The organism is Acholeplasma sp. ORD1043, assembly GCF_057808485.1.
In genome coordinates, this window is the sequence record NZ_JAQLOJ010000005.1 from 68,641 (window position 1) to 92,740 (window position 24,100).

Annotated in this window: 14 protein-coding genes and 1 other annotated feature; of the genes, 1 reads left to right on the forward strand and 13 read right to left on the reverse strand. The window is 32.1% G+C overall.

From position 1 onward, the window contains the following. Positions 1–134: 134 nt before the first annotated feature. The 7 genes from rpoC to rplK all read right to left on the reverse strand — a co-directional run bounded on the left by rpoC (position 135) and on the right by rplK (position 11,176). Positions 135–4,274, reverse strand: coding sequence for a DNA-directed RNA polymerase subunit beta' (rpoC, locus tag PG914_RS02785; protein WP_488822176.1), 4,140 nt, complete (start codon positions 4,272–4,274; stop codon positions 135–137). Beyond that, positions 4,274–8,092: a DNA-directed RNA polymerase subunit beta gene (gene rpoB, locus PG914_RS02790; protein WP_488822177.1), complete on the reverse strand. Its 3,819-nt coding sequence runs from the start codon at positions 8,090–8,092 to the stop codon at positions 4,274–4,276. Before rpoB ends, rpoC begins: the two co-directional genes overlap by 1 nt. A 139-nt stretch (positions 8,093–8,231) precedes the next feature. Further along, the gene (locus PG914_RS02795) at positions 8,232–8,822 is read right to left on the reverse strand and encodes a class I SAM-dependent methyltransferase (protein ID WP_488822178.1); all 591 of its coding nucleotides are present in this window, start codon (positions 8,820–8,822) and stop codon (positions 8,232–8,234) included. A gap of 73 nt (positions 8,823–8,895) precedes the next feature. Beyond that, a complete protein-coding gene (rplL, locus tag PG914_RS02800) occupies positions 8,896–9,267 on the reverse strand; it encodes a 50S ribosomal protein L7/L12 (protein ID WP_488822179.1) in 372 nt (123 codons plus the stop codon). Positions 9,268–9,292: 25 nt separating this feature from the next. Next, entirely contained in the window at positions 9,293–9,781 is a 489-nt protein-coding gene (rplJ, locus tag PG914_RS02805) for a 50S ribosomal protein L10 (RefSeq protein ID WP_488822180.1), read from the reverse strand. Between the two features lie 42 nt (positions 9,782–9,823). Continuing rightward, positions 9,824–9,956, reverse strand: a sequence feature (ribosomal protein L10 leader region). 24 nt (positions 9,957–9,980) lie between these two features. After that, on the reverse strand, positions 9,981–10,673 hold the full coding sequence (gene rplA, locus PG914_RS02810) for a 50S ribosomal protein L1 (RefSeq protein WP_488822181.1): 693 nt from the start codon (positions 10,671–10,673) through the stop codon (positions 9,981–9,983). Between the two features lie 74 nt (positions 10,674–10,747). Then, a complete protein-coding gene (rplK, locus tag PG914_RS02815) occupies positions 10,748–11,176 on the reverse strand; it encodes a 50S ribosomal protein L11 (RefSeq protein ID WP_488822183.1) in 429 nt (142 codons plus the stop codon). Positions 11,177–11,410: 234 nt separating this feature from the next. On the opposite strand from rplK, the gene PG914_RS02820 reads away from it, so the two are divergent. Continuing rightward, on the forward strand, positions 11,411–12,253 hold the full coding sequence (locus PG914_RS02820; RefSeq protein WP_488822185.1) for a VOC family protein: 843 nt from the start codon (positions 11,411–11,413) through the stop codon (positions 12,251–12,253). A 31-nt stretch (positions 12,254–12,284) separates the two neighbouring features. Here the strand turns inward: PG914_RS02820 and PG914_RS02825 are convergent, their stop codons facing one another. The 6 genes from PG914_RS02825 to PG914_RS02850 form a co-directional block, all read right to left on the reverse strand. Then, entirely contained in the window at positions 12,285–13,637 is a 1,353-nt protein-coding gene (locus PG914_RS02825) for a hypothetical protein (RefSeq protein ID WP_488822186.1), read from the reverse strand. Between the two features lie 205 nt (positions 13,638–13,842). Then, the gene (locus PG914_RS02830; protein ID WP_488822187.1) at positions 13,843–14,268 is read right to left on the reverse strand and encodes a hypothetical protein; all 426 of its coding nucleotides are present in this window, start codon (positions 14,266–14,268) and stop codon (positions 13,843–13,845) included. Positions 14,269–14,635: 367 nt separating this feature from the next. After that, on the reverse strand, positions 14,636–15,322 hold the full coding sequence (locus PG914_RS02835) for a hypothetical protein (RefSeq protein WP_488822188.1): 687 nt from the start codon (positions 15,320–15,322) through the stop codon (positions 14,636–14,638). Positions 15,323–15,417: 95 nt separating this feature from the next. Then, positions 15,418–16,578, reverse strand: coding sequence for an endonuclease (locus tag PG914_RS02840; protein WP_488822189.1), 1,161 nt, complete (start codon positions 16,576–16,578; stop codon positions 15,418–15,420). Between the two features lie 128 nt (positions 16,579–16,706). Next, entirely contained in the window at positions 16,707–20,297 is a 3,591-nt protein-coding gene (locus PG914_RS02845; protein WP_488822191.1) for a hypothetical protein, read from the reverse strand. Between the two features lie 97 nt (positions 20,298–20,394). Beyond that, the gene (locus tag PG914_RS02850; protein WP_488822193.1) at positions 20,395–23,373 is read right to left on the reverse strand and encodes an endonuclease; all 2,979 of its coding nucleotides are present in this window, start codon (positions 23,371–23,373) and stop codon (positions 20,395–20,397) included. Positions 23,374–24,100: the final 727 nt, after the last annotated feature.

The following is a 24,100-nucleotide window of genomic DNA, read 5'->3' on the forward strand; positions in this document are numbered from 1 at the left end:
ACCCGACAATATTGATAGACCGTAATTAATTATATATCTTTACATATTATTTTTCAAGAAATAAGTTTGAATCTCAAATTATACCATTTTTAACAAAAAGACCAATCTTTATAAGATTGGCCTTTGTTTATAAATTAGTCTAGTTCTTCGTACTCATCAATGACTTGTTGAGGCTTGTCATAGAAGAAATCTTTTTCTTGTAAGATACCAGTACCAGCAGGGATTAAACCACCGATGATGACGTTTTCTTTTAGACCGTGTAATTCATCACGTTTACCTTTGATTGCAGCATCTGTAAGAATACGAGTTGTTTCTTGGAATGATGCAGCAGATAAGAATGAATCACTACGTAAAGAAGCACGTGTGATACCTAATAGAATTGGACGACCTACAGCAAGACGTTTACGGCCTGCCATAGCTTCTTTGTTTGCTCTTTGGAATTCAGCAATTGATACTTCAGTACCTGGAAGTAAATCAGTGTCACCTTCAATTACAATCACAATACGTCTTAACATTTGACGAATAATTACTTCAACGTGTTTGTCAGAAATTTCAACCCCTTGAGCACGGTAAACTTTTTGAACTTCTTCTAAGATATAGTTAGAAGCTTGTTCTACGTCAGTTACACGTAATAATTCTTTAGGATTGATTGAGCCGGCTGATAATTTCTTACCAGCTTTGATAGTTGCACCTTTCTTAACAAGAGATTCAACGTTTGGATCAAGTGTGTACTTGTATTCCTTATCCGCTTCATCAATAACTGTGATAATGTTAGATCCACCCTTACGAGAGATATCTTTAACTTTACCAGAAACTTCAGAAATGATTGCTTTACCTTTTGGATTACGCGCTTCAAATAATTCTTGAATACGTGGAAGACCTTGGGTAATATCGGCACCTGAGGCAACCCCACCGGTGTGGAATGTTCTCATGGTTAACTGTGTACCAGGTTCACCGATTGATTGAGCTGCGACAACCCCCACTGCTTCCCCAACTTCTACGTGTTGGTTTGTAGCAAGGTTAATACCGTAGTCTTTCGCACAGATACCATGGTGTGAGTTACAAGCTAATACAGATCTGATTTCTACTTCTTTAACACCTGACTTAACGATTTCAAAACCGATTTCGTCAGTAATTAATTCATTACGTTTGATTAATACTTCGCCAGTTTGTGGGTTAATGATGTCTTTTGCAGCAAATCTACCATGGATTCTATCATGTAATGGAACAATTTCCTTACCTGATTCATCAACAATAGCTTTAACAATGACACCATGTTCACTACCACAATCTTCTTCAACGATGATGACATCTTGAGAAACGTCAACTAAACGACGAGTTAAGTAACCTGATTCGGCTGTCTTTAACGCTGTATCGGTAGAACCTTTACGCGCACCGTGCGTTGAGATGAAGAATTCTGATACGGTTAGACCTTCACGGAATGATGATTGAACTGGGACTTCAATAGTTTCACCCTTAGGGTTACTCATCAGACCACGCATACCAACTAACTGAGTGAAGTTAGATACGTTACCACGGGCACCAGAGTCTGACATCATATAGATGTTGTTGTCCTTATCAAATTCTGACATTAATCCTGATTGGATCTTACCACGAACTTCTGTCCATTTGTCGATGACTAACTTCTTACGTTCTGCTTCAGTTAGAAGTCCATCTTCGTACCATTCTTCAATTTCAGCGATTTGATTTTCAGTCGCATCAATTAAATCTTTCTTCTTAGAGTATACATTGATATCAGCAAATGAAATTGTGATACCAGCAACTGTAGAATACTTGAATCCTAAATCTTTTAATTTGTCTAACATCTTAGAAGTTTCTGAGATGTGGAATAATTTGAAGACTCTAGCAATAACAAGTGATAAGAATTTCTTCTTGAATGGTTCTGGTGAAGGAATTGAAGCTAATGCTTCTTTTGGATTTACGCCTTTTGAGATGAAGTAAATATCTGGTGTTTTTTCTTCTAAGTTGAATGAATTTGGTTCATTAACATATGGGAATGTATCAGGTAAGATTTCATTGAAGATTAATTTACCTAATGTAGTCACTAAATATTTATTGTTTTGTTCTTCAGTAAATGTATGTTTAACAGTTTCAGGTCTTAAGATAATACGTGTATGTAACGTAATTTCTTTTTGATCGTATGCTAACTTAGCTTCATCGATTGATGAGAAGAACTTACCTTCATTTCTGTTTTGGTATTGATGACGTTCAGTCTTAGCTGCATCAGCAAATGTTCTTTCTAATCTTTCTTCAATAGTTAAGTAGTAGTTACCTAAAACCATGTCTTGAGATGGTGTAACAACTGGTTTACCATCTTTAGGGTTTAAGATGTTGTTTGAAGCTAACATAAGAAGTCTTGCTTCTGCTTGTGCTTCAGGTGAAAGTGGAACGTGAACAGCCATTTGGTCACCGTCAAAGTCCGCGTTAAACGCAGGCGTAACAAGTGGGTGTAAACGAATCGCTTTACCATCGATTAATTTAGGTTCGAATGCTTGGATACCAAGTCTGTGAAGTGTTGGGGCACGGTTTAATAGAACTGGATGTTCACGAACAACCTTTTCTAATGCTCTCCAAGTATCATCATCACGTTTTTCATATTTAGCATTGGCATTTTTCTTTTCAGCACCAGTCATTAATTGTAATTCTCTTAAGATGAATGGTTTGAATAAAGTAATAGCCATTTCACGTGGAATACCACATTGGTACATTTCTAAGTCTGGTCCGACGATAATTACTGAACGTCCTGAGTAGTCAACACGTTTACCAAGTAAGTTTTGACGGAAACGACCTTGTTTACCACGTAATAAATCTGATAATGATTTTAAGTGACGATTTCTTTCAACAGCTGCTTTCTTACCACGTTTAGCGTTGTCAAATAAAGCATCAACTGCTTCTTGTAACATACGTTTTTCGTTCTTAGTAATTAAGCGAGGTGCATTTTGTTCTTTTTGTTTCTTTAAACGGTTATTACGGTTTAAGATGCGACGATATAAGTCATTAAGGTCAGTAGTTGCAAAACGACCACCATCTAGTGGAACCATTGGACGTAAGTCTGGTGGGATGACAGGAATTACATCCATAACCATCCATTCAGGTTTGTTGTCAGATTGGTTGAATGATTCAACAACTTCTAATCTCTTAATAATACGATCTCGTTTTTGTTTTGATGCAGTCTTTAATCTTCTTCTTAAAGATTTAACTTCTTTTTCTAAGTCAAGTTCTTGAAGTAATTTTTTAACTGCTTCAGCACCAGTTAAGGCAGTAAATCTGTTACCGTATTCTTCAACTAAAGCTGAATAATCTTGTTCGGTTAAGATTTGTTTCTTCGCTAGTGGTGTGTTACCTGCATCTGTAACGATGTAAGCTGCATGGCAAACAACTTCTTCTAATGATTTAGCTTTAATACCTAGTAAAATAGCTAGTCTTGAAGGAGAGTTCTTTAAGTACCAAGTGTGAACAACTGGGGCTTCAAGATTGATGTGACCCATTCTTTCACGACGTACTTTAGATTCAGTGATTTCAATACCACATTTTGGACAGATTTGACCTTTATTAACGGTTTGTTTCTTTCCACATGCGCATTGGTAATCTCTAGTTGGTCCAAAGATTCTTTCGTCAAATAATCCACCTGGTTCAGGTTTTGATGTACGGTAGTTAATTGTTTCATGGTTAACAACTTCACCATAAGACCAGTTTCTAATTTCTTCTGGAGAAGCTAGTCTGATCTTGAAGTGAGTAAATGTTCTTGAACCATAACCTTTTCTAATTTGTTGTACTTTAGTTTGAATTCTTGATTCAACATCATCTTTAACTGAAATTGGCGTGAATTCTTCTTCAAAATTCACTTCACCTTCATGATGATGGTGTTCGCTTTCAGCTAATGCTTCTTCACCATAAAGTTCTAATAAATCATTGATTTCTTTTAGTAAGAATTCATCTTTATCAAAGATATGGTATAAAGCATGTTTGTCGTATTTTAATAAAACTTCTAAGTCTTTAATACCGGCAGTTTCAAGTACTGATACCGCATCACTTGATAATGAAAGGTCAGTAACTTTTCTTGGTAATTTATAAAAGACTAAAGTTGGTAGAACTTCTTCAAAAGAGTCTGAAAGTAAAGATTGTAGCTCTTTAACATTGAAGGTGTTGAAATCTTCTAAGCGGTCAATACCAGAGAGTTTTAATCTTTCTAAGGCCTTTTGGGAAAGTTTTAGCTGTTCTACTGGTAATGATAAAATTTCTTTGCTAGACATTATCTAAACCCTCCTTTGTTTAAGCCTTTCGTAGTGTCAACCAAGCTCTTTGTTGCTTCGTTTTCACCGGTTGTAGCTTCGACTAATTCAACGTATAAGCCTAAAGCTTGTAATTCTCTTGTTAATACTCTGAATGATTCAGGGATTGATGCTTTTGGAATTGGTTGACCATGTGTAATTGCATAGTAAACTTTATTTCTTCCTAACATATCGTCTGATTTAACAGTTAACATTTCTTGTAATGTATGTGCAGCACCATAAGCATATAATGCCCAAACTTCCATTTCCCCGAAACGTTGACCACCATTTTGAGCTTTACCACCCATTGGTTGTTGTGTTACTAGAGTATATGGACCGACGTTTCTAGCGTGAAGTTTATCGTCAACCATGTGTGATAGTTTGATCATATACATGACACCAACTGAAATACGGTTTTGATAAGGTTCACCAGTACGTCCATCATAAAGGGTTGTCTTACCATCTGGTTCAATACCAGCGTCCTTCATGATTTCTTTTAAGTCATCGTCGTTTACCCCGTCGAAGACTGGTGTTGCTACTTTGATACCTAATTTCTTAGCTGAAATACCTAAGTGAATTTCTAAAATTTGTCCGATGTTCATACGAGATGGAACGCCAAGTGGGTTTAACATGATGTCTACATAAGTACCATCTGCTAAATATGGCATATCTTCTCTTGGTAAGATCTTAGAGATAACCCCTTTATTACCGTGACGACCAGCCATTTTGTCCCCTTCAGAGATCTTACGTTTCTTAGCGATGTAAACTCTAATTTGTTCGTTTACACCAGCAGGTAATTGGTCACCATTTTTCTTAGAGAAGTATTGAACTGATTGAACAACACCACCGCCACCATGTGGAACGCGCAGTGATGAATCACGGAATTCTTTAGCTTTATCACCAATAACAGCATGAATTAACTTTTCTTGTGGTGTTGGTTCAAATGCACCTTTTGGTGTAATCTTACCAACTAAGATGTCGCCTTCTTTAACTTCAGAACCTGGTACGATAATACCGCGTTCATCAAGATATTTAACTGCTTCTTGGCTGACGTTTGGAATTTCTCTTGTGATTTCTTCTTTACCGTTAGCTTGTTTTAAATCTCTAGTTTCGATTTCATATTCATCGATATGGATTGATGTATAAACGTCATTCTTAACTAAGTCTTCGCACATAATAACGGCGTCTTCATAGTTGTAACCTTCCCATGTCATGAAGGCAACAGTAACGTTACGTCCTAAAGCAAGTTCACCTTTATCAGTTGATGGACCATCAGCGATGACATCTCCCTTTTCAATGTACTCACCTTGGAAAACAAGTGGTCTTTGAAGTACTAATGTATCTTGGTTTGAACGTAAGAATTGAATTAATTCAAATTCTTTAGTATCACCAAGGTTGTAGTCATATAATTTTTTAGCAATTGCATAGTTAAACTCACCGCCAACAGTATAAATTGTTTGGCCAGCTACTTTAACATCTTCTTTTGGTTCTTGTGTAATTCTAACAATTTTAGCATCAACATAAGTTACATAACCTGTAACATCTGATACGACTACAGCACCTGAGTCTTTAGCTGCACGGTATTCAATACCTGTACCAACGATAGCAGATGTTGGTTTTAATAAAGGTACTGCTTGACGTTGCATGTTCGCACCCATTAAAGCACGTGACGCGTCATCGTGTTCAAGAAATGGAATTGAAGCTGTCGCAACAGATACTAACTGTTTAGGTGATACGTCCATTAATGTAATTTCATGGCTATCAAAGATAGCTGTTTCACCGTTTGAACGCGCAATTACACGAGTTTCAGCAAATGTACCGTCATTATTAACTGGAGAAGCTGCAGATGCAATGACATGATCTTGTTCTTCATTTGCAGTTAAGTAGACAAATTCATTTGATACAACCGGTTCACCAGTAGCAGTTCTTTCAACTTTTAAGAATGGTGTTTGAATGAAACCGTATTGGTCAACTTTAGCGTATGTTGCTAAAGATGAGATTAAACCGATTGATGGACCTTCTGGAGTTTCAATTGGACATAGACGACCATAGTGAGAGTTGTGAACGTCACGAACTTCAACGCCGGCACGGTCTCTTGCGATACCACCAGTACCTAATGCTGATACTCTACGTTTTTGAGTTAATTCAGCAAGTGGGTTGATTTGGTCCATGAATTGTGACAATTGAGATGAACCGAAGAAAGTCTTGATTGCACCAACAAGTGGTGTCATATTCATAATGTTTGAAGGTGTTGCATCAGCAAAGTTTGTTGTTGACATCTTATCTTTGATATTCTTCTCTGCTCTTGCTAAACCAATTCTGAATTGATTCTTTAATAATTCTCCGATTAAACGTAAACGACGGTTACCTAAGTGGTCAATATCATCTGTTGAACCTAAGTTCTCATATAGGTTTAAGTAATAAGAGATTGCAGCAACGATGTCTGATAATACAACATGTTCTCTTGTTTCTCTTTGGTCGTTACCAATTAAACGAATAACTGATGATTTATCACCGTTATCATCATAGACATAAACATCAAGAATTTCAGCGATAACGCCAGTTCTTGAAGCTTCTTTCTTATAGATGTCTTCGTTTAAGAAGTACTTAATAACTTTTTCGTCGATTGCATGACGATTTTTTCTTAATGTTTGGATAACATCTTCAGTAATAGCTTCATTACGTTTAACTAATACTTCACCTGTTTTTAGGTTGATGATATTTTCCTTAGCATATAACATATCGCCACCATCTGGTAGTGATACTGCTAAGATTTCATCTGAAGTTTCGTTTTCTAATGAATTTTCTTTACTGATGACTTCGCGACGGAAAGAGTCACGATTAGCACTTAATAAATCAACGATTTCTTTAGTGATTTCAGTATCTTTCTTGATAACTTCGCCATTAGCTAGTAATACGTCATTAGCAAGGAATGTACCTTGAGCACGTGATAAAACGTCTAACTTCTTGTTGAATTTATAACGTCCAACTGCAGCTAGATCATATCTTCTACGATCGAATAATCTTAAACGGATAAATTCACGAGCAGCATCGGCAGGAACTTTTTCACCTTGACGTAGTTTTGCATATAAATCAATAACCGCGTCATTTGGAGACTTAGATTCATCCTTTTCGAATGTTGCTGATAATAAACCTGATTTACCAAATGTTTCTTCAATTTCTTTTTTAGTAGTGAAACCTAACGCTCTAATGAAAGTTGTCATTGGAACTTTCTTAGATCTGTCTAGTTTTGCATAGAGAATCTCTTTGGAGCCTTGTTCAAACTCAATCCACGCACCACGTGTTGGTATGATTTGAGCAGCATATTTGATTGCATTAATTTTCTTGTCTAATTCAGAAGTGTAATAAACACCACTTGAACGTACAATTTGAGATACCACGACTCGTTCAGCACCGTTGATAACAAAGGTACCTGATGGAGTCATCATTGGTAAGTCGCACATTAAGACGTTTGATTCGCGAACTTCACCAGTAATGGCATTTTCAAGTTTAACTCTTGCAGATAATTGTCTTGAGTAATTTAAATCACGACGTTTTGCGTCAGTGATTGTGTACTTAGGTTCAGCTAAGAAGCTTTCTTCGAACCAAAGCTTTAAATCCCCATTGTGTCCTTCAATAGGGGAAATATCGATTAATAACTCATTGATACCTGTTTCGATAAATTCTTGAAATGATGTGGTTTGGATCTCGATAAGATTTGGTAATTCTACCTGATGTAACATTTTTGAGTAGTTACGACGCTCTGCTTTTTTGCCGTATTTTACGGTTTTATATCCCATGAATTCACACTCCTATCGTTCTTTAAGGGAACATTTTAACCACTTTATATATTAAAATATATATAAAGAGACCATTTCTATGCATTTTATAATTTTACCACAATTTGTTAAATAGAGTCAATATAAAAATGAAATACTGTTATTTTATCGCGCAAATTACGTAAAATCCTTTATCCTTTACAGGGACAAAGACTTCCTTGTAAAGCGTCTTTAAATATTCGATTGTTGACTTCGCACCTTGTTGTTTTCTAACAACAATCCAAAATCTTCCATCGTCATTTAAATGATCTTTCGCATCACGGTATAAAGCATAGATCACTTTTTTACCTGCTCTAATTGGCGGGTTTGACATGATTAAATCAAACTTACCTTCAATCTTTTCAAATAAATCTGATACTAAAATATTAGCCTCTATGTTGTTTTGATTGGCGTTTCTTTTTGCTAATTCTACAGCTCTTAAATTGACGTCACACATGGTTAGATTTAGCTTTGGATTTATCTTCTTTAAGATAATTCCCATCACACCAACACCACACCCCATATCTAGCAGACTATGTGTATTTTCTTCAATTTTTATTGCTTCAATTAAGGTTTTTGATCCATAATCTAACCCATCTTTTGAGAAGACACCTCTATCAGTTGTAAAGCTAAAATTATGAGAGAATATAGTGAGGTGATAAGTACTTTCCTCGTGATTTAATTTATCATCATTAATGAAATAATGACTCATCTTTTCCTCCTTATAAGATGTGAAAAAACCCAAGGGTTGCCCTCAGGTTTTTCACTCATGTTCGTTTTATAGATTAAACGATAGCAACTGTAGCACCAGCAGCTTCGAAGTCCGCTTTGATCTTTTCAGCGTCTTCTTTCTTAACTTTTTCTTTGATTACTGCATCTGCAGTTTCAACTAAAGTCTTAGCTTCTACTAGGCCTAAACCAGTTACAGCACGCATAACTTTGATTACTTCAATTTTCTTATCGCCGAATGACTTTAAGATTACGTTGAATTCAGTCTTTTCTTCAACAGCAGCTGCTTGAGCAGGACCTGCTGAAACTGCTACTGCAGTTGGGTCGATACCGAATTCTTCTTTTAATCCGTCAACTAATTCTTTGATTTCTAATAAAGACATTTCTTTTAAAGCTTCTACGAAAGCTTGTTTAGTTAATTTTGCCATGGTTAAATTCTCCTTTTTAATTTGATTAATTTGAACCTTCAGCAAGCATATTTAAACCTACTGATAGTTCTTTTACTGGCATTAATAATCCAGCCGCTAATTGTGTTAATAAAGTTTCTCTTGATGGTAAGTTTGCTAAAGCTACCATTTCTGCTTGAGTAGCAACAGATCCTTCGATAACACCTGACTTAATTACAACAGTTTTGTTCTTTTTAGCAAATTCAGCAATTGACTTAGCTGGAGCTACAACATCATCATATGAGATTGCAACTGCTAAAGGACCAACTAATGATTCTGATAATTTTCCAAAACCAGCAATTTCAGCGGCACGGCGTGTAATATTGTTCTTATATACTTTAAGATCAATATTTTGCTTGTGAAGTTCAATTCTTAATGTTGTTAAAGCAGCAACTGATAAACTCTTGTATTCAAAAACTACAACAGTTTTTGATTCTTGGAATTTAGCAACTAATGTTTCAACTTCTTGAACTTTCTTCGCGATTGATTTGTTCATTTTGTGCCTCCTCTATAAGGTATTTGACTACTGATTTTATTTCGTTACAAAATAAAATCCCTCTTTTGTACCCCTAAAGACATAAAAGAGAGAAATAAGTTCCAGATATATTCTCCTCGGTAGCAAATTAAGACTAATGGTCAGCTACTGTCTTAGGTAAATATTAAGTTTAATCTTTTTGTAAATTCTAGTTGTTTAATTAGTTACGAATTTTGTTTTCATCAACATGTAGACCAGGTCCCATTGTTGTTGAAACAGTAATGTTTTTGATGTATGTACCTTTAACTGTAGCTGGCTTAATACGAACTAATTGGTTGTATATAGCTAGTAAGTTTTCATGTAATTTAGCTGCATCAAATGATACCTTACCGATTGGAGCATGGACATTACCAAACTTATCTGTACGATATTCAATTTTACCAGCCTTAATTTCTTGAACGGCTTTAGCAACATCTAATGTGACTGTACCAGTCTTAGGGTTTGGCATTAATCCTTTCGGACCAAGCACACGACCTAATTTACCTAGTTGAGCCATCATATCAGGGGTTGCTACCATAACATCGAAATCTAACCAACCGCCTGAGATCTTTTCAATTAACTCAGTATCGCCTGCTGCATCAGCACCAGCTGCTAAAGCTTCTTTAGCTTTTTCAGATTTCGCAATAACGACAACCTTTACAGTCTTACCAGTACCATGAGGTAAGCTAATAGCTCCTCTTAAGTTTTGGTCAGCCTTTCTTGGGTCAACGTTTAAGCGGAATGCAACTTCAACGGTAGCATCAAACTTAGTAACTGAAGTTTTCTTAGCTAATTCAACAGCTTCAACACCTGCGTATTTAACTGACTTATCAACTAATTTAACAGCTTCTAAGTATCTCTTTCCTTGTTTCATGGATATTCCTCCTAAATGTGGTATAACGGGATTTCCTCCCACAATTTAGACAAGTGTTAACTTTCTAAATTAAATTATTCTGTGATTGCGATACCCATTTGCTTAGCTGTACCAGCAATGATCTTCATTGCAGCTTCAACTGTGTAAGCATTTAAGTCAGGCATCTTCATCTTTGCAACTTCTTCTAACTGAGCCTTAGTGATTGTAGCTACCTTATCCTTCTTAGCGTTTTTAGCGCCTGATTGGATGTTAGCTGCTTTCTTTAGTAAGTCAGAAGCTGGTGGGGTTTTAGTAACAATTGAGAATGTTCTGTCTTCATAGACTGAAATCACAACTGGTACGATGTACCCAATCATATTTTGTGTCATGTCGTTAAATTGTTTAACGAACTGAGGAATATTTACTTGAGCTTGACCTAGTGCTGGACCAACTGGTGGCGCTGGAGTAGCTTTTCCTGCAGGGATTTGTAATTTAACTTGTTTGACAACTTTTTTCTCTGCCATAACACGACCTCCTTCTTCTAATAAGTATGTGGTACGAAATTAATTCTTCCACTCTGGTGTGTTTACACGCGTTATTATTCTATCATTTATGATAAGTAGTGTCAATCATTTTTTTTACTAAGTTCAACTGTATCAATTTTGCGATTTCAATAAAGAGGTGACTAGGTTACCTAAAGGTGCCTTCTTACATTATTATTGGTAAATTGTTATAATTAAAGAAAGGAGATTTTTACTATGCAAAACTTTCATTCAAATGATATCATGCACATCAAAACTGTTACTTTGATGGTGAAAGATATTAAAAGATCACTTGATTTTTACCAACAAAGAATCGGTATGAAATTAATTGATCAAAAAGACGATTTATATACGCTTGGCACTTATGAAAACATACCACTTATTAAGTTAATTTCTAATCCAAATGCACGTCCTAAATTACGTGCAACTGGACTTTATCACTTCGCTATTTTAATGCCTTCAAGGGCTTATCTAGGCCAATTTATACAACATATGATTAACACTAGAACACAAGTGACAGGCGGTGCCGATCACGGTATTAGTGAGGCGTTATATTTAGATGATCCAGATGGCAACGGTATTGAAATTTATGCAGATAGACCAGTTGACTTATGGCCACCATTTGATGATGCAGTCAATGCTCCAATGGACTATCAAGACTTAATTGACAATCAAGTTAAAGAACCTTTCTTACATCTTCCAAACGGTACGATCATGGGTCATATACACCTACATGTTTCAAACATTGATAAAGGCATTAAATTCTTTGAAGGTGTTTTAGGATTTAGGGAAACTATGGCATATGGACCACATGCACATTTTTCAAGTGATGCTGGTTATCATCACCATTTAGGTTTTAATGTATGGGCAGGCATTGGTGTCCCAAACAATCCAGATGATGCAGTTGGTCTTAAAGCATATGATTTAATTGTTCCAAATGATCAATTTGAAAACTTTAAAGAACGCATTGAATCTAATAATTACGAACTCAAAGCAGATGGAAAAGGGTTATATTTGATTGATATAAATAATGTCCGTATCGACATAATAAAAGGCTAGAAACGAAAGTATTGGTTTCTAGCCTTTTTTCTTATCTTTTAATTGAGATAAATCCTAAGTAATTAATCGGTGTTTCTTTACCATTGCTCACTGTTGTACCTTTAAATCGATAGGTTAGAATGATACTATCTTTATCTAAGTTTTCTTGGAAAAATTTAACAATAAATTCATTTTTTATCGTTAAGATACCATCTTTAAATATGTAGTCAACTTCTGTAATATCATCACCTGAGATAGAAACAAATTCTGAACCTTGTACGTCAAATAAGAATACGACATCATTATGATAATCAGTTTTAACATTCTTATCTGAGTAAACATAAGGTTTTTGGTCTGTTGTGATTTCAATTGCGATGAAATGTTCACCTAGATTAGTTCTTAATTTATAATAAACTACTTTAGTACGTCCTTCTAAGGTTTTTAAATACTCGCTTGATAAATATATCGCGTTTTCTAGAATATATAAATTTTCTGGATCAATTGTTTCATATACTTCTTTTTGATCTCTAGAAACTCTATTCAATTCAAATCCATTTAATGATTTACCACCATAATTAAATAACAATAAATCAAATTCTGAAAATAAACTATATTGATAATTATGTGTGGTTTGGATGATATCATTCTCAGTAATAATAAAGGTTAATGGTGTTGTATAACCACTTGGTATATAACCATCTCTTCTTGAGTCGATACTAATCACGTATTCACCGACACCAAAGAATGGGATGATATCAGTTCTAGTATCATAAATTGTGCCATTGATATTAATGAAATGATAGTACGCTCTTGCATCTTTAGTATAAGTTAATACACCATTGGTAATACTGATATTTGTGGCATAATTCAACATTCCAAAATTAATTGTTTTAACTTCACTGAATTCAGAATCAACTAAAGTTGGTGATACTGCTTTGACTTGAATCATATGAATTCCAGGATTTACTTTAAGGTTTGGATGTTCTAAAGTTGAGTAATCCGTCGCATTTAAACGAATAATATAATGAGAAGCTCTGTTGTCGCCATCAAATAAAATTTTACCTTCATCATTTACTCTAATATTTGAAGGTGTATTTAAAAACCCAACAGTGACTGTAACTTGATCTGAGAATAAAGAATCTAAGTACCCGCTCCCCACCGCTTTAATACGCACATTAAAAATGCCCTCTTCAAGGATGGTATAGCTTGTTTGTGTGGTTGTTACATTTGTACCGCTAATATTTAGAATATAACTTGTTGCATTTGCTACTGATTCATATGAAACCACATTCTTTGTAACAGTGATTCCGATTGGTTTATCTAATCTTGATAATGATGTATCAGGACTACATGCCACAAGTAAAAACATTGATAAAGTTATTATTGTCAAAAATACTTTCTTCATACTTACTCCCTTTTTCCTAATGATATTATATCATTGTTTTTACGCTACCCCCTATTATAAATCCCCGTAAAACAACATCTGGTTTTATATAATTGTTAGTTTGTTTTGTATTTTATTAATAGGTAGTTGTAATTTGCTTAAAAGAGATATCGTTAAAGAAAAAGAGATGCTTTTTAACAAGCACCTCTTAAAAATAACTTAATAATCAATCAAACCACCACTCAGGGAATCCTAAGTAGATTGGACTAAATAATTCATTTGAGTATTGATCGATAAAATCTTGGAAGGTTTCTTCTGTTAATAAAATCGTTCTTGCTTCATATTTTAAAAATACTTCAATGACAGTGTGACTCGTTACAACAAAATCAGCCTCCGCATCAAAGTATACACTCGTACCAAAAACATAAAAAGCAAACACTTTATCATTAAGTCTAGCTAGCTCTTCAAAATCAAGCGTTACAACATCACCATAGTAATAACCATTACCATAATAAATAGTTGTAGATTCTGCTTCATTAGTACGATAATTAATCGTAATATCATACTGTGTATATTCTGTATCAATAGCAAAGATATTTCCTACAGCGATAAAACTAAATAGGACAACAAGTAGCGCTATTAATCTTTTCATTACCATAGTCTACCTATTTTTTTTCTAAACCTGCAACACCATTACCTGTACTATTAGCAATTGAATTTGCAAAATCAAAAACAGTGACTTCAATCACTGGAGATTTATACGTTTTTTTGTTTAATTCCATTCCTTTTTCTCTCTCACACAAAAAAATCGGTTAGTTCATTTAACCTATTTTTTGATACCTATCCTACCAACAAAACTTGTTGATAATACCTATCTGGATGATTCATCCCTTGATAAAAATGCTTTTTGAAACTTATACTACTAATAACATTGTATTTTTTTTAATTGCTTATTAAGATTTGCTTAAAGAAAAAATGGGTATATGATTCCCATCATAAACCCATTTATAAGAATATCGTTAATCAATTCGTTTATTCACAGTTAACGATTTTTTAACTGTTACAAATACGGTAAATGCCATCAAAATTAATGTGTTTCTTACAAGCTCTAACGCTTCTAAACCAATTTTTTTTGAGAACACATATACAAATGCTTTAATCAGAATATCAAGTCCAATAAAGCCCCATGCGATAAACATGATGATTTGGAATGATGTTAGGAGTGCTTTAGGCATTGGAACAAATGTAGCAATGATGACAAGTACTAAAATGAATACCGCTACCGCTAAAGAAGAAAATAAGATTTCATCACTAAAAGTTGCAAAGTAATCATAGAAATATAGTTTGTAGTTTTCTATTCTAATCTCATCAAACTCGCCATCCATTTTAAAGGTATGAACAATTGTATTATTATCATTTATTTGATAAGTTTTGGTATACGAGACCGTGTGTAAAGTCTGAAAAACATCATCATTAAAGACTCTAAAAGTGATATCAAATGCTTTTAGATCTCTTTGATAATAACTGATTTCTAATTTAGAAGACCAGTTAAATGTTGTTTCATCACTCACTTCATCATAGTCTGCCGTATATTCTAACTCTGAAAAAACTTCAGGAATGACCTGACACGAAACTAAGATGAGAGCAAGCATTATCGTAATAAAGATACTCAAAAATGGTTTAAATCTTCTTTTTTTATTTATCATAAGACACTTACCCCTTTAGATCTTCCAAATTCATTTTATCAAAAAAATAAAAGGTACACCAATGATTTATGTGTACCTTCTTATTAATAAACTATTTATGCTACATAAGGAACTTCTGGGTCACCGTAACTAAATAAGATTTCAGCAAACTGTCCATCATAATAGAAATCAATAAATGGATTTCTATTACCTTGGTTTTGATGAATCTTATTATTTCTAGCAATTTCTTCTGGTGAGACAGGATCTAATGCATTCCATTCTAGTAAGTCATCTAAATAACCATAATAGATATTACCTTTAACACCAGCATATTGAGAATCTCTTGTTACTAATGTTAAATGTGGATAAGTGATTGTCATATAGAATAATGCACGAGCAATATCCCCAATATACTCATCACCTGGATAGAATAATTGACCATTTCTATTTGGATTACCTGTTGTTCCTGTGTTACCAAAATAGTGGTCTGAGTGTAATGATTGATTAGCTGTTCTTTCAGCATTCCACATGTTGTGTAAATCAGAATAGTGACCACGTTCTGTTCCAGATGGTCTATCATCAAATGAACCAGTGTTTATAACAAAGTTAGTAAAACTATTTAATCGTCTTGTATTATCAGCTGGTTTAATTTGCATGTTATTAGCGGGCCAAATATGTTCTCTATCAACATTAATACCGCTTGGTCCACTACCACCCGAGTTCCAACCTGAAGTGATCCAATTTCCGTCAAATACAGCACTACTTGTATCATAAAGAATGTATTGTCCACCTTTAGTTGTATTTAATACCCAGTTGTATTCTGTTGACGTACTATAACCTTTATATGATGTTAAAGTATCACGTAAGATATCAGCAAGTTCTATAATGATCGCAGAATCACTTGTTAAGCCATTTAAACTGTTATAGTAGTTAGAATAATCTGAATAATCAAATGATGCTAAAGTAGTTGAATTAGATATTTCTTCCCATTTAGCTGTTAAGGTAATGTTTTGAATAACAGGGAAATTAAAGTTATATGGAATATCTTCATTAGATAAATACCAGTAGATAAAATTATATCCTGGTTTTGTAGGATCTGGATTTGGTTTTGTTACTAAAGATCCTTCTTCTATTAGTTGTTGTTCAACAACTGAACCACCTTGCGAGTCAAAAGTAACAACATATTTTAAAGGTTCTTCTACTTTATTTTTAGGTAGGCAACCTACTAGGATGGTTAATGTAAATAAGATGAGAGTAAAGATTAGAATCTTCTTCATTTATTACACTCCTTTTCTTTTAGTCTAAAGTCATTTTATCATGGTAATGATAATACGTGTGTATATTATTGACATACAATACAACTTTAAAAATAATGTGCACACATAATAATATTATAGATATAACTTTATTTTTTATTAATATTATTCAATAGTTCATGTAATTCAGCAAATGATATAATTGGAAAGTCAATCTTTTTGATTATTGCAACAAAGTTTTTATTAGTAACCATATAATTTTTGATTAATGGCTTTTCTATAAGGTTTTTTATACCCAAGTCATTAAGGATGGATACTGTGTTACTCTTAAGATAATCTATTCTTCTTTGAAATTTGAAATCATTATTATGTTTGTTAAAAAATGTTTGCTGTTGCTTTGCAAATTCACTAATTGACCCTACCATTTGTATAACTTTACTTTCAATATTCCAAACTGTATTTGTTATTTCATCATAAACAAGCACATCATAATCACCTAATTCTTCTGGGTGTTGTCCATATTTATGTAACTTACATTCTTTAAATATTTTTTTGTATCCAAAAGAAATAAACATTTCTTTGATTTCATCAACCATTTCATCTTGATCTTTCTTTTTCAATTTTTCAAACACTTTTAGTGTATTCTCAATCTTCACTTCGTGTGGAGGAAAAAATCCACTAAATGCATCGGTCCAAAGTCTAAATGTGGTCATACAATTAAAGGGTGCAAAATAATACTTGTTTTCAAAGATAACCAATGGTTTTAATTCAAATCGATTAGGTCTTAATTCTCGTTCCCAGATTGGAATTATATCATGTTCGATTTCTTTTCCTAATTTATATGTAATATTTAATTTTTCAACATCAAGTGTTAATTCATTTAAAATCATATCAATATGTTCAAATGGAATTTCAGGAAATGAGCTAGTTATAATGGAGATTATCCTGTCCTTATCATACGCAATGACATCAGGATACACCTCATACTTTACTTTATCATCTTCCAAATCACAGAATACACTTAAAAATTTCATGAAGTTAATTAAACTAAAACCAAAATCTTTCTCGAATGCAGTTGTTAAATCAGCATTATCTAAAAAGTTTGAAGAATTTTCATTTGTAAAAATCCCATACTTATATATCTTCGAACTAATATCACGCATAAGTTGCTTTGATTCATCGTATATTAATGTATTCACTCTATAGTCAGAATCAATTTCAACAATTACATGATTTAATCCCCAGTGTGAGGAATCAGCTGCTTCTTGTAAAACTACCATCTCGTCTGCAAAAGCAACTAAATCCATTAAAATTAGCTCTTTATCATTTTCATTAAATTTATCATTACCAAATTTGAGATTCATTTCAATTAGGAACAATAAGTATCTTTGTCTGTCTCGAAGTTGAGTACGATATGCAATATTATCCTCTTTATAGTCTTTTGCTAAATGTTCTTCAATATTTGAATCAGGTTTAAAAATTTGATTTGTGACAATATAAATCTCGAATTGAAGCGAAGCTAATAATGATGATAAATACATATGTAACCATTTCCTATTATATAAGTTAAGCATTTGTTTAAATTCTACATATAGTTCACTTTGCATAGTTCTAATTATTTTTTTCGCTGAATCTAGATTATATTTTCCTGGTTTTATGCCAAGTCTATTGCATACTAAAGCAATTTTTTTTCTAACCCTAATATAATTATCATCTGCAGCCCAGTAAAAAATGTTTTCAATATTCTTGTAGAAGGGAACTTCATGATAATTTACGTATGTTATCTTTTTCATTTGATTGGTCTTATCTATTTTTTCACAAATTTTTACATAGGAAAGTTCATCAAAATTTAATAAGTATAGTATTTCTTTGAAAAATTCATTCTCAATAATTCTCGTATTTGAATCCATTATAGATTTGAATAATTTCTCATTGTCTACAGTAATTCTAACTTGAATCTCGGTAGAAGTTTCTTCAAAATCACCAACTATATATGTTCCCTTGTATCCAAAAACACCTATTTCATACTCCTCTTGTATTTCTTTTGGCATTATGAAAAGTTGAATTTCTTTAAAAAAATCTTTTATATTTGTAAGATAATCCCATATCATATCAAATTGAAATAAGATAATATTCATCACTGAATTGTCTAAATTAATTCTTTCTTTTGTGACTTGAATATCCTTAAAATGTTCACCATTCTTTGATATATATAGAAAGCCATTTAAATGTTTTCTAACATAACAAAACAAACTTGTCCCTTTCCTTTGAATATAATAAAACCCTTGTCTTTTATTCTCTATAATCCAAAATTCAGGATTACTAAATAAATAATTCTTTTTACTTATCGGAAAATTAATATACTCATTTTTAAATCTATTCAGTGTTTCTTTTTCAGGTGTGTATACATCAATAAATACAGAGTCATATTCAAGTGCACCTAATTCTAATTCTCCATAATTCTTTAATACCAGTTCATACAAACCTGAATAATAATCAAAAGAGATTAAATTTAATCTTCTTTTGGATATCTTTGAAATAAAGTTAATTAATTCATTGGCTGATTTAGATCTTAATATTAAATACATTAAGTCAATGGGTATTGTTTTAAGTGATTCATTAGGAAAAGTAGTAAAATCTTTTAATTGTTTAATGTTTAGTCTATTTAATAGTTGAAAAATTACAATTTCTACTTGTTTATCGGGCTTAATACATTTAAGTCCTTTTTCGGTTGGAATACAAAATTTTAGTTGTTGTGATTTAAATAATTGTTGAATAGTATATTCTAGTTTAAATCCATTATTATCCTTTGCTTCAGCATCTAATATCAATAACATTTTATCATCGCTCAAGATGCATGAAATTAAATCCCCAACTTTAGGTTTTGAGGGATCTGAAATGACGATCGGATTTGGAAATACAAAACTCAATTCATAACTTGGTTCAAATAATTGAATTACATAATTGTTTATAGTCTTCGAAACAATAATTTTATGTTTTTCCAATTCAATATCATTTAATATATGACAAGTATAATCAACAATAAAAGTAGTGTTAAATAATGAAAAATACTTACCATTTTTTTCAGTTAAATGTAAAGATAATTTATCCTTTTCTTTTTTGAAATATGATGATACATCAGATTTAATTATTTGATCCGTTATTTTTTTATAGGTTGAAAAAATCTGATTAAAGTATTTTTCAGATGGTATAATAATTTGTTTATTATTTATGTCATCAATACCATCATATCCTTCTCTAAGGTTGTTTATAATCACTTCACTTAATTCAAAAAGTTCGGTAAATTCACTTATTAACTTTGTATAATGAGCAATTTCATCAATGAAATAATAAAAAGAGTATGTCAAATTAATTGAAGTACCAACAAAAACAGGATATAGTTTACCATTAAATGGTACTTTAATTTCACCTAAATCATGGACTTGAACATCTTCGTATATTTCATCAATTTTATAGTATCTTTTAATTTCATTTGTAAAAAATACGAACGCTTCATAATCTTTGATTTCAATCTCACCTTCATGTTCCCAGATGGTGAAAGCATAATTTAATGTCAAAGAGAAACTTAATAGATTACGGTTTATCAAATATGAATTGATTGTATAAATTGCCATTGCTACTGATTCGTAATTATATTTCGAGAAAATCTTATGAAGTTTGGAAATATACTTTATCTCAATTAACTTCTTATCAAATATAGCGTTATTTTTCTTAAACATATTATCTCCATATATTTTTTAATAAACAAAAGCACAGTCTTATAATTAATAATTACTCAACTGTGCTCATTATTATCGAAATTAAGTTGTAATTTATTTATGAGGTATAGAGTACTTCTGGATCTCCATAACTAAAGATTATATTAGCAAACTCTCCACCATCATAGAAATCAATGAATGGATTTCTATTACCTTGGTTAGCTTGAATCTTATTATTTCTTTCAATTTCCTGTTGTGAAACTGGATCTTGTTCATTCCACTCTAGTAGAACATTTAGATATCCATAGTAGATTGATCCTTCTTGTGCATTTGGATCTCCCTCATTAACAAGCGTTAAATGAGGATAGGTTAATGTCATATAGAATAAGATTCTTGCAATATCACCTACATATTCATCACCTGGGTAGAATATATTGCCTGATCTATTTGGATTACCAAAGACACCTGTATTTCCATAGAATCTATCACTATGTAAATCTTGATTTGAACGTCTATCCGCATTCCACATATTATGTAAATCTGAATAGTGTCCTTTTTGAGAACCACTTGGACGATGATCAAAATTACTTGCTATAACAAATGATGTAAAAGTTGTAATACTTCTTGCGCCACTAGATGGCATGATTCTCATGTTACCTGCTGGCCAAACGTGTTCTCTATCTACAAACAAATCACCATCAGCTGGATTATAGTTTCCATTTCCATTGGCATCATAACCTAATCCACCTGAATTCCAACCTGTTGTTAACCATGTTCCATTAGAGAAGACAAAATTACTTGTATCATATAAGATATATTGTCCACCTTTAGTTGGATGCATAATCCAGTTATATGTTGTTGATGTATCATACCCTTTATAGCTTGTAATCGTGTTTCTTATGATACCAGCTAAACCATTGATTATATCTTCATCAGAAGAAAATGAATTTAAGCTATTATAATAGCTTCCATATTGACTGAAATCATAACTTGATAATGTATTCACATTTGGGGATACTTTTATTGTTACAACAAGAGTCGTTAGATTACCAGCATCATCACTTACTGACCATGTTACTTGATACTCACCTTCAAGTGTAAAAACATATTTATTAATAAGACTATTATAATATCCACTAATAGTCGTATCATCAAACTCTAAACTTGATGTTATATTACCATCGATATTATCAACTGCATTTGCAGTCGGTAATTCCCATTCATCATTTATTAGTAAAAAGACAGGATTAGTATTAGGATTTATATAAATAATTGGTGCAACATAATCATCTTCGTTAGCATAATCCCAAACAAATGAGTTAAGTAATGTTTGAACTTGACTATCAGTTGTTGCATTTGGAATAGAAAGTACGACACTCCATTCACTTCTATTCCAAGTAGTTGTTGGATTCATCACTGATGAATTTCTAATAACTACTTTATCAATTGTATCAGAGCCATTACCTGTACCACTTAATGACCATCCAGTGCCTGGATCTTCACCTTGTATCCCAAATATATCAATTAAAATATTATCTTTAAATAGCCCTACTGCATCATCACCATTAAAACCTAATGAAGTAGATGATAAATCCGCATCCCAATTTCCATCGGCACCATATCTTACAGTATATAAACTGTTATTTTGTAGTATTCCTGTTAACTGCGCACCACCTGATGTTGGCCATGTGCCACCATTAGAAGCAACTTTTATTAAATAATTACTTAAATCAACTGCTTCTCCTGTTCCATTATAGATTTGAATAACTTTTCTATTACCTGGCGCACCTTCAACATACATTGTAATAAATAAATCAGATGCTTTTATAGGTGTTAAATTATCTTCTACTAATTTTGCATATATGGTTAAATGTTTATTTATATCATTAAAGTTATAACTTGAAGTAAATTGACTATCGTAGTAAAAACCATCGAAAGTATAGCCTTCCTCAACATCTAATTCATATGCATCTAACGATTGATCTTCTTCTAATAAGATTCTTTCTATTAAGTTTTCATTTTCATCTAAAATATTAACTTCATAAACAACTTGTTCTTCAACAAAGTTGTATTCACTATATTTAACAATAAGATCATCGTTTTGTTTGAATATAGCATATGCTCTAAATGTTATTAAGTCAGGGTTTGAAATAGTTCTTAAAAATTCATTGTTATTTGTTTTAGTTGTTGATGGAATAATGATTACATCATTAGTATCTAAGGTAAGTACATCATATGTATGTGATGCTAGTAAGCCAAATTCAACAAGTGAATATGCACTTTCATCAAAACTTAGTAAACCTACAAATGATTTCATTCCAGGTCTAATACCTGTAACATCTAAAAGATAAACATTAGGGGATGAAACTTTAGTATCAACATATTCTGCTGTTAAAGATAAATCTTTTAAAGCTGTTATACTTAATGTTTTTTCGTAAGAATATACTTTACCTTTTTCATCTTTCCAGTATTTAAAATTATCGGGATCATCTGGAGTAATTGTAACTATATCATTATATTTGGGTTCTAAAGGATATATAGTACCACCTTCAACATCAATTGAAATTGATGCTGTATTTAAAGGACTATACGTAGCTTTTAGCACATTATGTCCTTCAACACTATATACTGTTTTAAAACTATCAAAAAGATATCCTGGTTTTGATGGTATGTCACCTGTATAACTTAGGTCAAAACCAAACTTAGCATCCAATAATTTTCCATTTGTATCAATATATACACTTGATTCTAGTTCTGTTTGATTAGTTACTATAATAATATAGGTTGATTTACTAACAACAAACTGTCTTTCTGTTAAATCACTAACTTCACCATCGTATATATGATATAAGTATCCATCAATATCAAAATCGAAATCGATAATATCACCTAAAGAACCAGAAAGTGTAATCTTTTCAGGATTAGAATCTGCTGATAGATGAATAATTTCTACTTCTAAAGGGCTAAGTGTATGATTTGTATCATTTGATTTAATTATTGATATATGACTTCTTAAATCTTTAGTATTAATTGGATTAAATCCTATACAGATTATAGTAAGTGATAATAAAATTGTGAAGATATTTATTTTTCTCATGGATGCTCCTTTATATATATCTTTATGCAAACTCATTTTATCATACTTAGCCCCAATACATCTTTAATTGAAATATTTGAAAAATATCCATATAATATATACAAAAAAGGTGATTTATATGGTTTTTCTAATATTAGGAATTATTTTTATTTCGCTAGCAATAACAAATATCATATTATCTGTTTTAATAAATAAGAAGTCTCATTTAATAGCATACGTATTTGTTCTTTTTTATGGATTATTCCAATTTATATTTATAAAAAATTATAAATTAGATTTTAATTTTTATCATTATTATTCAGAAACATTTTCAAATATTGCATTTCTTCCGTTTTGGATAATTTTTAATTCATTAGCTTCAGTGTTTCTTATTATTACTATACCATTGATATCCGTACTAAATATTATTGCACTTATAGATAGAAAGTCAAATTCGAATTTAACTTACTTAAGTCAAAAAATATCTATTACTACATTATATATACTTTATTTTTCATTACTTCTGTCGTTATTCTCTCTATCATTTATTGATATAGAAGATTATCCTAAAGTAAATAAGAATATTTATGATCAACAATATAATCTATTGATTGGTCTATCAATAGCTGTAATGTTTCCTCTATATTCTAAGTTAACCAGATTAAAATCATCGATTTCAAAAGAATCAGAAAAAACAGATACATCCGAAAAAAAATAAATGCAGTCTTTCACAGACTGCATTTTAATT